Source organism: Massilibacillus massiliensis, from assembly GCF_900086705.1.
In the GTDB taxonomy this organism is placed as follows: domain Bacteria; phylum Bacillota; class Negativicutes; order FLKF01; family FLKF01; genus Massilibacillus; species Massilibacillus massiliensis.
In genome coordinates this window covers 322185-335221 of record NZ_LT575483.1, presented here as the reverse complement: position 1 = coordinate 335221, position 13037 = coordinate 322185, and the positions used below count along the sequence as shown (strand labels likewise).

The window sequence follows — 13037 nt, the reverse complement described above, 5'->3', positions numbered from 1 at the left end:
GTGAAAGCGATACGTCATGCGCGAATAAAGGAAATTATTGAAAACACTGTAATTGAAACGCAAGAAGAGCTTGCTGAGGCTTTACGGAAGCAAAATATTGAAGTTACCCAAGCAACTGTATCAAGAGATATAAAAGAGCTGATGTTAATAAAAATACCAACGGGAGACGGACGCTATCGTTATGCCTATCCACTTGAAAAAAATATTGTTTTTTCTAAAAATAGAATGGCAAGAATGTTTCAAGATTCCGTAGTTGGACTAAATTATAGTGAAAATATTATTGTAATTAAAACTTTGCCTGGAACTGCAAATGCAGTGGCATCTACTTTGGATTATGCAAAATGGCCTGAAATCATCGGAACTGTAGCTGGAGATGATAATATCCTGGTCGTGGTTAAACCGATTGAAGCTGCACCTCAAATTCTGCGAAAACTTGAATTACTAAGTAATTAATTTAGGAGAAGAAAAATATGTTGAAAACTTTAGCTGTGTGGAATTTTGCTTTAATTGAATATATAAGTATTGATTTTACTACAGGACTAAATATTTTGACTGGGGAAACTGGTGCAGGAAAATCAATCTTAATTGGATCTGTAGGTGTTATTTTAGGCTATCGTACTTCAAGCGACCATGTTCGCAGTGGTAGTGATTGGATGAGAGTTGAAGCAATTTTTGATATAGCCAGTCACAGTGAGATTCATGATTTCTTAATGAAAAACAACATTGTTGATGATGGGGATACTTTGATTATTAGCAGACAGATTTCTAAAAATGGAAGAAATGTGATATGTGTAAATCATTGTCATGTTACACTAAGTATTTTAAAAGCTTTGGGGGAAAAGTTGGTAGATATACATGGGCAACATGAAAATCAGGCGCTTTTAAAAATGGAAAATCAATTTGCATTGATTGATAATTATGACTCCGAAATATTAGATCGATTACTTGTCTATCAGCAACTGTTTTTTGAATGGAAAAATAAAGTAAATGATTTACTGAAAAAGGAAAATGATTCTCGAGAATATGTACAGCGTATCGATATGCTTAAGTGGCAAACGGATGAAATTGCTGCAGCAAGTTTAAAAGAAAATGAAGATGTTGCGTTAGAAGCAGAAATTAAATTATTATCTAGTGCAGAGAAAATATCAAATTTAGTAAAACGTTCGTATGTTTTATTAGAACAAGGTGAAAAAGGCCATGGAGCAATTCTTCCAGCTTTGGCTGAAGTAAAAAAAAGTGTAGAAACGATCAGCCGGTATGATGTACGTATTCAAAATGCACTTACAATCGTAACGGATGCACTCTGCCAACTGGAAGAATGCAGCTATGAAATAAGAGAATATGGAGAATGTTTAGATTATACTCCAGAACGTCTGAGCAAAATGCAAGAACGCATGGACGTGATTTATAAATTACGTAAAAAATACGGAGCGACGATCGAGGATATTTTGCTTTATTATAATAAAGCAAAAACAGAATTACTTGACATTGAAAATTATGATCAAAATATAGCAGAGCTAAAGAAAGAAGTAGATACTTTAAAAGATAAACTAATTCGGCTTGCGAATGAAATAACTATTTTACGAAAGAAATCCTCGGAAAAATTAGCTATAGAAGTACAAGGGCATTTAAGTGAATTAGGAATGCAGAATGCACAATTTGTTATACGTGTTAATCAAATCGAGCAATTGAATCAAAATGGTGAAAACAATATTGCAATATTATTTTCTGCCAATGCTGGTGAAGAACCGAAAGCCATGCAAAAAGTCGCATCTGGAGGGGAATTATCGCGGATTGCATTAGCGATAAAAGCGGTATGTGCTAAAAAAGATAAAATTGGTGTGATGATTTTTGATGAAATTGATACTGGTATTGGCGGTAAAACAGCGCAAATGGTAGCGGAGCGTATTGCAATGGTAGCTGTGCATAAACAAGTCATTTGTATAACACATTTGGCACAGATTGCTTGTATGGCGGATTGTCATATGTATATTGATAAGCAGGTTCAAGAAGGAAAGACCAGGACCATTATAAAACGATTGAATAAGGAAGAACAGATCAATGAGCTTGCACGCATGGCATCGGGAGCTAATATTACTTCTGCTTCATTGAATAATGCTTTGGAAATGTTTAACAATGGAATTATGAAAAAAGAAAATTGGAAAAACAAGGCACATGTTTAAAAAACATGTGCCTTGCTGTATATTGTTTGATTTTCAATTACCATGTAAAAAACCCACTGTTTTGCTAGAATAATCCGCACTTTATTCGGGAATTTATAAATTTAGCGCAAATTAATAAATGAATAAGGTGGGGTGAAAATATGTTAAAAATGAAGTGGCGTCCTTTTATTGGATTTGTACTCGCAATTTTAATCGTCGCTTTTACAATGTCTCCACAGTTTCGAAATATTTATGCCTTGCCGAACTATATGACAATTTTTGAGGATGAGATAGCTTTTTGGGAAGTTCAATATCCATTAACAATAAATGTTCATGAAAATTTGGAGAACACATTACATTTAAAACCAATTGCTACAGAAAATTTTTTTTCAAAACCTGTATTTTTAGAGCCTCTAAAACACGGACAGGCAATTGTGGACTTTAAGTTGTTCGGAATCATTCCAGTAAAAGAAATCGCAGTGAACATTGTTTCACCAATAAAAGTGGTAGCTGGAGGACAATCTATCGGTGTTATACTAAAATCGGAAGGTGTTCTTGTGGTTGGAAGCTCACCTGTTGTTGATACAAACGGCGATACGAAGAATCCTGCTAAGAAAGCAGGTATTCGTGTAGGGGATCGCATTCTACAAATTAATGATAAAAAAATAAGTCGCGATATTGAAGTTGCTGAAATCATAAACAATTGCGGCAATGATCAAAAAGACGTGAATATTTTATTAAAAAGAAATGAAGAAACTATTTATGTTCAAATAAAGCCAATTTTATGTTCGGAAACAAAACGATATAGAATTGGTTTATTTGTGCGAGACAGTGCGGTCGGTGTAGGAACTTTAACGTATTTTGAGCCTAAAACTGCCGTGTATGGAGCATTAGGCCATGTCATTACAGATAGTGATACAAATCAGCCAATTCCTTGTGAAGATGGAAAAATTGTTCCTGCCAATGTTTCAGGCATTCAGTCAGGAAAGAATGGACATCCTGGTGAAAAAATAGGAACTTTTATTGAAGAAGATCAACTCATTGGAAATATCGAAAAAAATACGCCATTTGGTATATATGGAAAAATTGATTTAGAAAAAATAGATGCAATTTATTCCGAGCCTATCGAAGTCGCTTCAATGAATCAAATTGAGCCTGGTTATGCAGAGATGTTAACAGTTGTAGATGGACAGACGATTGAACGATTTTCACTTGAGATAGAAAAAATTAATATGCAAAATTATCCTGAGGGAAAAGGTTTGATCGTCAAAGTAACAGATGAGCGACTCCTTGCTAGGACAGGAGGCATTGTGCAAGGAATGAGTGGTAGCCCGATTATACAAAACGGAAAACTCGTCGGAGCGATCACGCATGTATTTGTACATGATCCTACAAAAGGATATGGATGTTTTATGGATTGGATGTTGATGGAAGGCGGAATTATTCCTAAAAAAGATGTAAGATCGGAACAGCAATTATTTGGTAGTTTAATACAAGTGTATGTGTGATCTTGTAATCGAACTATGAGCAAAATTTACAAATGATTTAAGTGTCATAAAAAGATATTTCTTAGTATGGATTTTGATAAATAAATCTATAAATAAAATCGTAAAATTAGTGCAAAAGGTAAAAAGTACTAGTTTTATGATTTTATTTTATTTAATAAATAATTATTTTGGTTTTTTTTTACATGTAAGGAAGGAATTAACCAATAACTGTCGAATGAATAAATATGTTCTTATAAAGCACAAGGAGAGGATATTGAGTGATAAAAGAAAAAATTCGTGTTGCTGTAGCAGATGACAATCGGGAATTTGTGGGGATTATTCAAGAGTATCTTTCTGAACAACCAGATATTGAGGTAGTGGGAGTAGCCTACAATGGTGAAGAAATTTTGGAGATTATTGAGAATGAGGAGCCTGATGTTATAATTTTAGATATTATCATGCCTCATCTTGATGGAATTGGTGTGTTGGAACATATCAATGTTTCACCATTGAAACGACCTAAAATTATTATGTTGACAGCTTTTGGACAAGAAAGTATTACACAGAGAGTCGTTGAGTTGGGTGCTGATTATTACGTTTTAAAACCATTCAATATGGAAGTTTTATTAAGTCGAATTAGACAATTAGCAGGAACTATTACAGAGCAACGTCCATTAGTTGCTCAGGCGATTAAAGCACATCCAATTGATATTGAAGTTACGAACATTATTAGAGAAATAGGTATTCCGGCACATATAAAAGGATATCAGTACTTACGGGATGCAATTATGATGATCGTAAATGAAGTTGATCTTTTAGGTGCTGTAACGAAAGTGTTGTATCCATTAATTGCTGAAAAATATTCTACAACACCAAGTAGAGTAGAAAGAGCGATCCGTCATGCGATTGAGGTTGCTTGGGGAAGAGGTAATATGGATATGATCAATAAAATATTTGGTTATACAATAAAATTAGAAAAAGGTAAGCCTACAAATTCAGAATTTATGGCAATGATTGCAGATAAACTTAGAATGGAAATGCGTGCTTAGAATAAAATCCCGTCATCTTTTGACGGGATTTTTATTTTTGCTGCAATAGGATTATTTTATATAAATATGATAAACTAAAATTAATTTAAATTTTATTGCATTTTTAGTATGTATATTGGAGGAAATCGTTTTATGAGTAAAGATTTAGAAGAAACGTTGATTAGCAAAGAACATGTTTTTGATGGGCAATTATTAAAAGTTCGTAAAGATACAGTGTTATTACCAAATGGAAAAGAGGCAGTTCGAGAGTGGATCCAACATCCAGGCGCAGTTGCTGTTGTGCCTATTTTGGAAGATGGAAGAATCGTTATGGTAAAACAATTTCGGTACCCTGTAGGAAAAATTACGTTAGAAATTCCGGCAGGAAAATTAGATAAAGGTGAAGATCCTGATAAGTGTGCGCTTCGCGAATTAAAAGAAGAGACTGGATATACCCCAAAAACAATTAAAAAGTTAACGACAATTGGAACTACGATGGCATTTTCGAATGAAGTAATTCATCTTTATGTTGCAGAAGGATTAATAGAAGGCGAGCAATGTTTAGATGAAGATGAGTTTCTGCATGTTGAAAAATATGAAGTAGAAGAAATAAAGAAAATGATTCAGGAAGAACAAATCTACGATGCTAAAAGTTTAGTTGCGATTTTGATGACGTTAAATAGAAAGGACAAAATGGTATAATTAAAAACCTCCTTGCATAGAGTTAACAAGGTTATAATGCAGGGAGGATTTTTTATGCTGGCATATTTTCGGCAAGGGTTAAAAGAATACATAAAAAATAATATTGTAAAGTTTTTTTTCGTAATATTAATTTTTAGTATTGGTGTTGTATTTGGAGCAATGGCAATAAAAATTCTACCAGAGGGCCAAAAAAGCGAGCTAGCAGGATATCTAAATATTTTTTTTCAAGATATTGCAGCGCATACAGAATATAGTCTTGATTTGTTTTTAACAGTTTTGGGAAATAATTTAAAATTTGTTCTCGTTATTTGGATTTTAGGATTTACTATAATTGGAATTCCATTTATTTTGTTTATTGTTTTCACGCGAGGATTTATTATTGGATTTACTGTGGGAATCTTGGTGAATGAGTTTGTATTTAAAGGATTGTTGTTTGCGCTCGTTGCTATATTACCACATAATTTTTTAGCGATTCCGATACTTATTTTAATTAGTATTTTTTCAATTAATTTTTCTATGCAGATTATTAATAAGAAGAAACAAATCAATTCTAAATTATTAGCAAATTCGATTAATTATAGTATTGTTTGCGTTATATTATCTTTAGGCATGTTGATTAGCACATTGCTCGAAGTATATGTATCCCCTGTATTTATGAAATTTGTAGCAAGTTTATTCTAGAATATCAATAAATAAACATAGGATGCATATTTATCTTATTATTTATCGTTAGTGAGGGTGATAAGAATGCTAGTCATTTTCCATCAAAAAAAGTTGAAAAAAATGATTAAATTTATTTGTGTAACTTTTTTGTTAGCGATTATTTTATTTTATGTTTTACCTAAATTAATTAGTCAATTACTATTTATTAATCCTTATGAGAATAAAATACATTTTGATAATTATCAAGAGCCACTACGCGTCGAAAGGTTATAAATAATCAAATAAAAAATTGAATTTTTCGACAATACTAGACAGGGAATTACGTTTTTATGTGGAATTAATTACATTATGTATAATTAAATATTAAATAAGGTAGAAGTATGAAATTGATAAGCCGGTAAAGGATGGTAAACATGGAAGGTTATGTTGATCAATTTATTAATTATTTGGCAGTTGATCGTGGTTTAGCTAAAAATACATTGGAATCTTATGGACGAGATTTGAGGCAATTTCAAAGATATTTAGAAAATGGAAAATTTGAAAATATCCAAGATTCTAGCAGAACAACCATTATAGATTATTTAAATAATTTAAAATTGCAAGGCAAGGCGGTTTCCACTATATCACGTAATATAGCTGCTTTAAAAGCTTTTTACCAATATTTAGTAAAAGAAAACTATTTAGAGAATGATCCAGCAGAAAAAATAGAAACACCAAAATTAGAGAAGCGATTACCCAAAATACTTTCGATCTCCGAGGTAGAGGAGTTGCTAAAGCAGCCGAATGTGAGACTGTCTGTTGGACTTAGAGATAAGGCAATGTTGGAAGTGTTATACGCCACAGGAATTCGTGTATCAGAAATTGTTGCTTTAAATATTTCTGACATTAATTTGGATATGGGATATGTTAAATGCTATGGTAAAGGATCAAAAGAACGTATTGTACCGCTTGGCTCAATTGCGGTAAAAAGTGTTCACGAATATATAAATAAAGGGCGTTCGAAAATTGTACGTACATATGAAGAACCAGCACTTTTTCTTAATCATCATGGAAATCGTTTAACTCGGCAAGGTTTTTGGAAAATTATAAAAAAGTATGCCGGTCAGGCAAAAATTATAAAAGAAATAACTCCGCATACACTTCGACATTCTTTTGCGACACATTTATTGGAAAATGGAGCAGATTTACGTTCGGTACAAGAAATGCTTGGTCATGCAGATATTTCCACAACGCAAATTTATACACAAGTGACTAAAAATCCCTTAAAAGAGGTATATGATAGAGCACATCCTCGAGCATAGATATGCGTAGTTTAAAATAATATCACTACAAAAATAGGATTGTATCATAATCAATCCTATTTTTCATGTTTTCATGCAGGAAAAAAATACCTTTTATAGAATAATGATAAGTAATTATTTTACATTTATGTTTTATAAGGGGGAGCAGAATGGAAGTAACAGCAACGATAACAAAAGGTATACTTATAGTAAGAGTAATAGGAGAATTTGATATGTATGGGGCTGAAAAATTCCGTCAAATCGTGGATGAATATTTACATACCATGGGAATTAAAGATGTAGTAATTGACTTAAAAGAGGTGGCTTTTATTGATAGTTCTGGGATTGGGGTTATCTTGGGACGCTATAAGAAAGTTATGCATGTGAAGGGGAATATATGCTTAATTGGAGTTTGTGATTCAGTAAGAAAAATTTTAGAGTTGTCAGGGGTTTTAAAAATACTAAAAGTTTATGATGATGAATTTGAAGCAGTTTCATGTTTATAGGGAGGGTATCATGCAAATAAAAAATCAAATAAAAATATCATTACAAAGTTTAGGTGAAAATATTGGGTTAACAAGAGTCGCAGCAGCAGCCTTTGCTTCACAAGCAAATCTTACATTACCAGAAATTGAGGAAATAAAAGTTGCGATATCGGAAGCTGTTTCTAATTCAGTAATTCATGCCTATGAAAAAAAGGAAGAGATTATTGATTTGATTATGAATTTATATGCGGATAGAATGGAATTCATTATTCGAGATTACGGAAAAGGTATTGCAGATATAAAAGAAGCAAGAAAACCTTCTTATTCTAGCGATCCTGAAAGAATGGGGCTCGGTTTTGCTTTTATGGAATCTTTCATGGATTCATTAGATATAAAATCAGAAATAGGCAAAGGCACCACTGTTAAAATGATAAAAAATATATCAAATCAAGATATACATTAGGTGGTGTATTATGTTAGATGATGAGGAACTAAGTATATTTATTACAAAGGCCCAAGAGGGGGATCCCACAGCAAAAGAATATATCTTAAAAGAAAATATAAATTTAGTGCGCAGTATTGTACATCGATTTCTTAACCGTGGTTATGAATGGGATGATCTATTTCAAATAGGATGTATTGGATTAATTAAAGCCATTGATCGATTTGATAAAAATTTCAATGTGAAATTTTCAACCTATGCGGTTCCTATGATTATCGGAGAAATAAGACGATTTATGCGTGATGACAACCCAATAAAAGTAAGTAGACCGTTAAAAGATATTGCCTATAAAGTACATAAAACGCAAGAAGGGCTACAAGGTATTTTAGGGCGAGATCCAACGATTCTTGAAATTGCCGATAAAATAGATTTGGCACCTCAAGAAATCGTTGCTGCGTTGGAAGCAGTGCAACCGATTGTTTCACTTTATGAACCGACGATTAACGATCGTGGTGATCAACTATTACTTTTAGATCAAATCAAATCAAATGATAGTTTAGAAAATGAAAATAACAACTTGGAAAAAATAGCATTGCAGGAAGTTTTGAAAAATTTACCTGAGAGAGAACGTAATGTGATTATACTTCGTTTTTATAAAGACAAGACGCAAGCAGAAATTGCTAAATTAATTGGGTTATCTCAAGTCCAAGTATCTAGGATTGAGAAACAAGCGTTAAAACGAATAAGGATGTTTTTATAGATCTTTAGAAGATCTATTTTTTTTTGTTTTAAAAGCAATATCTGTGTGAATAGAAAAATTTATTATGTAAAGAATAAGAATTGAAGTTTATTAAATGGAGGGTAAATATCGTGGTTGTAAAAGTAATTGAATTGGTTGGTAGTTCTCAACATAATTGGACAGATGCCGTTGATAATGCAGTTAGTGAAGCATCTAAGACGATTGACAATATCTTAGGAGTTGAGGTAACAAATTTTACGGCAAATATTCATGATGGACATATAGCGGAATATCGTGCTGATGTAAAATTAGCATTTAAGGTGAAACATTAAGAATTAAGAAAAGAGTACCAATTGGTGCTCTTTTCTACGTATCAGTAATCAGAGGAAGGAAGATTTCTTTGCAAAAAAAGCAAATGGAAGAAACAAGAAAAAAACAATATCAAGATAGAGTAAATAAAATAATTCCTAAACCGCCAATATTTAAAAACTTGTTATGGGCATTTTTTGTTGGAGGAATTATATGTGTAATTGGGCAATTCATCCAGCATTATTTTGTATCTATAGAATTAAGTCAAAAGGATGCAACAGCTTCTACATCTATCGTAATGGTATTTTTAGGAGCATTTTTAACTGGGTTAGGAATATATGACGAAATAGGCAAACGAGCTGGTGCCGGTTCCGTTGTACCAATTACTGGCTTTGCAAATTCTATCGTTGCATGTGCAATGGAATTTAAAAGAGAAGGTTTTGTATTTGGTATTGGAGCAAAAATGTTTGTCATAGCAGGACCTGTTATTGTCTATAGTCTTGTTACTGCTTTTATTGTAGGGATAATTCATTGGTTTAGAGTCTTTTATTAATCTTTTGAAAGAGGGGTTTTTTTTGAATAAAAGATGCGGCAAGCAAAGCATTGTTTTTGTAAACCAACCAATAATTATTAGTACAGCAAATATTGGTGGACCGATGGAAGGCCAAGGATTACAGGGAAACTATTTTGATATTATTATGAAAGATAACATTAATAGTCTGGATAGTTGGGAACAATGCGAATCTTATATGTTAGAACAAGTAATCAAGCAAGCAAGTGAAAAAATTAATATTTCTGTAGAAAATATAGAATTTATTTTAGCTGGCGATTTGTTAAATCAGTTGATGAGCACACATTTTGCAATGCGAACGTTAGCAAGACCTTTCTTAGGTTTATATGGTGCATGTTCTACTATGGTAGAAAGTATGTTACTTGGTGGTATCATGATAGATGGAAATTTTGCGGATGTTTTAGCGGGGGCGGCTTCCAGTCATCATGATGCGGCAGAACGGCAATACCGCTTTCCAACAGAATTAGGTGTACAACGGCCACCAGTTGCTCAGTGGACTGTAACAGGTGCAGGTGCAGCAATTTTATCTTCAAAAGGCAACGGACCGAAACTTACTTATGCAACAGTGGGGAAAATTGTAGATATGGGTATAAAAGATCCCAACTCGTTAGGACCTGCCATGGCACCAGCTGCTGTAGATACTTTAATTACACATTTTAATGATACAGGTCGAAGTCCGGAATACTATGATATGATTTTTACAGGTGATTTGGGCGATATAGGCAAGGAAATTGTGATCAATCTATGTGCAGAAAAAGGATTTGATTTATCTAAAAACTACGAAGACTGTGGATGTATTATTTATCGAGAAGAGCAAGATGCACATGCTGGTGCAAGTGGCTGTGCAAGCTCTGCAGTCGTATTTTGCGGATATATTTATCAAATGCTGTGTAAAAAAAACTATTGCAAAATATTATTAGTTGGTACGGGAAGCCTGCATAGTCCTACATCTTATCAGCAAAAAGAGTCAATTCCATGTATAGCACATGCATTGGCAATTGAGGTATAGGAGGCATTTTAAGTGCAAGAATATATTATGGCTTTTTTAGTTGGCGGGGTTATTTGTATCATCGGACAATTATTAATGGATTTAACAAATTTAACTCCGGCTCATGTACTTGTTTTATTTGTTGTCGTGGGAGCTATTTTAGGCGGTCTAGGTTGGTATCAACCTCTAGTCGAGTTAGGTGGCGCCGGTGCAACAGTTCCTTTAACGGGGTTTGGTAATTCACTTGCTGTAGGAACAATAGAAGCTGTTGATAAATACGGCTTTCTAGGTGTCTTTAATGGCGCACTAACAGCAACAGCGGCTGGAATTATGGCTGCCATTGTTTTTGGTTTTTTTATGGCGGTTATATTTAATCCTAAAGGATGATTTGAGGTCGTACAATCTTTTAAAGTTTGTCAGTAGAACAGAATCTATTTGGAAAACTAACTTCACCTGAACTATAGTTTTTTATTTATATTCTAAAATATGAGGTGAAACATGACGAAAAAAGTTAGAGTAATATTAATTACTGATGGCGATCGTGTTGCGCAGAAAGTCATTGAAAAACTTGCATATGATTTGGATTTACGTTGTTTATCGGCATCTGCTGGTAATCCAACTCCTATTAGCGGTAAAAAGATTGTAGATCTTTTAAAGACTGTGCCAAAAGATCCTGTACTTGTTATGTTTGATGACAAAGGAGAACCTGAAAAGGGAGAAGGCGAATTGGCAATGGAATATGTTGCAAATCATCCTGATATCGAAGTACTCGGAGCGATTGCTGTAGCTTCTAATACAACAGATAACTATGGGGCTGAGGTCGATGTATGCATATCGAAGGAAGGTAGTATGGTTCATGTGCCGATTGATAAAAAAGGTGAGGAAAGACATAGTGCTTTTTTTGAGGATGATACAATCATTAAAGGTGATACTGTGGATGTGATTAATGAACTTGATATTCCAGTCGTAATTGGAATTGGAGATATTGGAAAGATGAGAAGAAAAGATGATATTTGTTGCGGAGCTCCTGTGACTAGACGTGCAATTGAAGAAATATTAAAACGTAACGGAATTGAATACGATAAGATTTAACGTAAAAAGTCTGTGATATGTTATATACTTCACAGATTTTTTTCGTTAAAAGAGAAAAGCGTAGATATCTATCATGTTATTTGTTAAAATATACGTATCTTTTATTTTCAGAAAGGATTATGATGGAGTTAGGAATTTATAAACATTATAAAGGCAATTTATACAAAGTTTTATGTATTGCAAAGCATAGCGAGACAGAGGAAGAGTTGGTTGTTTATCAAGCCTTATATGGTAGATATGGATATTGGGTAAGACCAGCTGTCATGTTTAATGAAAGAATAAAGAAGGATGGAGCTTTTGTGAAAAGATTTACATATGTTTGTGAATCATCAATACAAGACGAATCTTTAGAATAGAAATTAGGTAAGTTGCATATTTTGTTTGGCTATATTTCACTTTTCGTGTTATTTTAGGTATAATAAAATGATGCGGATTTATAGAGCATTAAAATTTTGTTGGAGGTTGGTAAATTCGTGTTTGATGAAAATATGATTTTTCGTATTCCTGCGTTATTGATTGCATTGACAGTACATGAATACGCGCATGCAAGAGTGGCTGTAGCATTGGGAGATCCAACACCTCGTTTTGAAGGTAGATTGACATTGAATCCAATTGCACATCTTGATCCATTTGGATTGATTATGCTTTGGTTAGTGCAATTTGGCTGGGCAAAGCCAGTTTCGGTGAATGCGCGCAATTTTAAAAACTGGCGGCAAGGTATGATGCTGGTATCATTGGCAGGCCCTGGGATTAATCTAATTACAGGATTTGTTTCTATGATCGTATTAGTCGTTATGATCAAAATGGGCATTAGGGAGGCATGGCTGATAACGACATTAAATTATATTTGTAGTTATAATGTAATGTTTGCAGTGTTTAATATGTTGCCAATTCCGCCATTGGATGGTTCAAAAGTGTTAATGAATTATTTACCTGGCAGATTAGCATATCAATATGAAAGTTATAGTCAATATGGTACATTGATCTTAATGGGATTAATTATGCTAAATGTAGTTAGTTTTATTATAGGACCCATCATTGGATTTATACTTGACATGATGAGAATTATTGTGACATTGATTTTTTAAG

17 protein-coding genes are annotated in these 13037 nt (G+C 33.3%); all 17 read left to right on the top strand.

The features are described 5' to 3' along the window. The 17 genes from argR (at position 1) to BN6559_RS01720 (ending at position 13036) form a co-directional block, all read left to right on the top strand. Positions 1-453: an arginine repressor gene (argR, locus tag BN6559_RS01805; protein WP_110953158.1), complete on the top strand. Its 453-nt coding sequence runs from the start codon at positions 1-3 to the stop codon at positions 451-453. A gap of 17 nt (positions 454-470) precedes the next feature. Then, positions 471-2183, top strand: a complete 1713-nt coding sequence (recN, locus tag BN6559_RS01800; RefSeq protein WP_110953157.1) for a DNA repair protein RecN — start codon at positions 471-473, stop codon at positions 2181-2183. Between the two features lie 140 nt (positions 2184-2323). After that, the gene (spoIVB, locus tag BN6559_RS01795; RefSeq protein WP_110953156.1) at positions 2324-3670 is read left to right on the top strand and encodes a SpoIVB peptidase; all 1347 of its coding nucleotides are present in this window, start codon (positions 2324-2326) and stop codon (positions 3668-3670) included. Between the two features lie 257 nt (positions 3671-3927). Beyond that, positions 3928-4698, top strand: coding sequence for a sporulation transcription factor Spo0A (spo0A, locus tag BN6559_RS01790; protein ID WP_110953155.1), 771 nt, complete (start codon positions 3928-3930; stop codon positions 4696-4698). Positions 4699-4830: 132 nt separating this feature from the next. Then, a complete protein-coding gene (locus tag BN6559_RS01785) occupies positions 4831-5379 on the top strand; it encodes an NUDIX domain-containing protein (RefSeq protein WP_110953154.1) in 549 nt (182 codons plus the stop codon). Positions 5380-5433: 54 nt separating this feature from the next. Beyond that, on the top strand, positions 5434-6060 hold the full coding sequence (gene spoIIM, locus BN6559_RS01780) for a stage II sporulation protein M (RefSeq protein ID WP_110953153.1): 627 nt from the start codon (positions 5434-5436) through the stop codon (positions 6058-6060). Between the two features lie 395 nt (positions 6061-6455). Further along, complete coding sequence (xerD, locus tag BN6559_RS01770; RefSeq protein ID WP_110953151.1) at positions 6456-7343, top strand: site-specific tyrosine recombinase XerD; 888 nt, start codon at positions 6456-6458, stop codon at positions 7341-7343. A gap of 149 nt (positions 7344-7492) precedes the next feature. After that, on the top strand, positions 7493-7828 hold the full coding sequence (locus BN6559_RS01765; RefSeq protein ID WP_110953150.1) for an STAS domain-containing protein: 336 nt from the start codon (positions 7493-7495) through the stop codon (positions 7826-7828). Positions 7829-7838: 10 nt separating this feature from the next. Then, positions 7839-8270, top strand: coding sequence for an anti-sigma F factor (gene spoIIAB / locus BN6559_RS01760; protein WP_110953149.1), 432 nt, complete (start codon positions 7839-7841; stop codon positions 8268-8270). Positions 8271-8280: 10 nt separating this feature from the next. After that, positions 8281-9009: a SigF/SigG family RNA polymerase sporulation sigma factor gene (locus tag BN6559_RS01755; protein ID WP_110953148.1), complete on the top strand. Its 729-nt coding sequence runs from the start codon at positions 8281-8283 to the stop codon at positions 9007-9009. Positions 9010-9119: 110 nt separating this feature from the next. Further along, positions 9120-9320: a dodecin family protein gene (locus tag BN6559_RS01750; RefSeq protein WP_110953147.1), complete on the top strand. Its 201-nt coding sequence runs from the start codon at positions 9120-9122 to the stop codon at positions 9318-9320. A gap of 68 nt (positions 9321-9388) precedes the next feature. Beyond that, a complete protein-coding gene (spoVAC, locus tag BN6559_RS01745; protein ID WP_199883679.1) occupies positions 9389-9850 on the top strand; it encodes a stage V sporulation protein AC in 462 nt (153 codons plus the stop codon). A gap of 22 nt (positions 9851-9872) precedes the next feature. Further along, complete coding sequence (gene spoVAD, locus BN6559_RS01740; RefSeq protein ID WP_110953146.1) at positions 9873-10877, top strand: stage V sporulation protein AD; 1005 nt, start codon at positions 9873-9875, stop codon at positions 10875-10877. A gap of 12 nt (positions 10878-10889) precedes the next feature. Continuing rightward, complete coding sequence (gene spoVAE / locus BN6559_RS01735) at positions 10890-11243, top strand: stage V sporulation protein AE (RefSeq protein ID WP_324609394.1); 354 nt, start codon at positions 10890-10892, stop codon at positions 11241-11243. 111 nt (positions 11244-11354) lie between these two features. Next, a complete protein-coding gene (locus tag BN6559_RS01730) occupies positions 11355-11948 on the top strand; it encodes a stage V sporulation protein AE (RefSeq protein WP_110953145.1) in 594 nt (197 codons plus the stop codon). Positions 11949-12067: 119 nt separating this feature from the next. Beyond that, a complete protein-coding gene (locus BN6559_RS01725; RefSeq protein WP_234407790.1) occupies positions 12068-12304 on the top strand; it encodes a DUF1653 domain-containing protein in 237 nt (78 codons plus the stop codon). Positions 12305-12436: 132 nt separating this feature from the next. Further along, a complete protein-coding gene (locus tag BN6559_RS01720) occupies positions 12437-13036 on the top strand; it encodes a site-2 protease family protein (protein WP_110956225.1) in 600 nt (199 codons plus the stop codon). The last annotated feature ends 1 nt before the right edge of the window (position 13037 follow it).

What these genes read in the sequence shown, in the direction of transcription:
- recN (WP_110953157.1), top strand. Translation starts at nt 471, where the DNA reads ATGTTGAAAACTTTAGCTGTGTGGAATTTTGCTTTAATTGAATATATA.
- spoIVB (WP_110953156.1), top strand. Translation starts at nt 2,324, where the DNA reads ATGTTAAAAATGAAGTGGCGTCCTTTTATTGGATTTGTACTCGCAATT.
- BN6559_RS01785 (WP_110953154.1), top strand. Translation starts at nt 4,831, where the DNA reads ATGAGTAAAGATTTAGAAGAAACGTTGATTAGCAAAGAACATGTTTTT.
- spoIIM (WP_110953153.1), top strand. Translation starts at nt 5,434, where the DNA reads ATGCTGGCATATTTTCGGCAAGGGTTAAAAGAATACATAAAAAATAAT.
- xerD (WP_110953151.1), top strand. Translation starts at nt 6,456, where the DNA reads ATGGAAGGTTATGTTGATCAATTTATTAATTATTTGGCAGTTGATCGT.
- BN6559_RS01765 (WP_110953150.1), top strand. Translation starts at nt 7,493, where the DNA reads ATGGAAGTAACAGCAACGATAACAAAAGGTATACTTATAGTAAGAGTA.
- spoIIAB (WP_110953149.1), top strand. Translation starts at nt 7,839, where the DNA reads ATGCAAATAAAAAATCAAATAAAAATATCATTACAAAGTTTAGGTGAA.
- BN6559_RS01755 (WP_110953148.1), top strand. Translation starts at nt 8,281, where the DNA reads ATGTTAGATGATGAGGAACTAAGTATATTTATTACAAAGGCCCAAGAG.
- BN6559_RS01730 (WP_110953145.1), top strand. Translation starts at nt 11,355, where the DNA reads ATGACGAAAAAAGTTAGAGTAATATTAATTACTGATGGCGATCGTGTT.
- BN6559_RS01725 (WP_234407790.1), top strand. Translation starts at nt 12,068, where the DNA reads ATGATGGAGTTAGGAATTTATAAACATTATAAAGGCAATTTATACAAA.
- BN6559_RS01720 (WP_110956225.1), top strand. Translation starts at nt 12,437, where the DNA reads ATGATTTTTCGTATTCCTGCGTTATTGATTGCATTGACAGTACATGAA.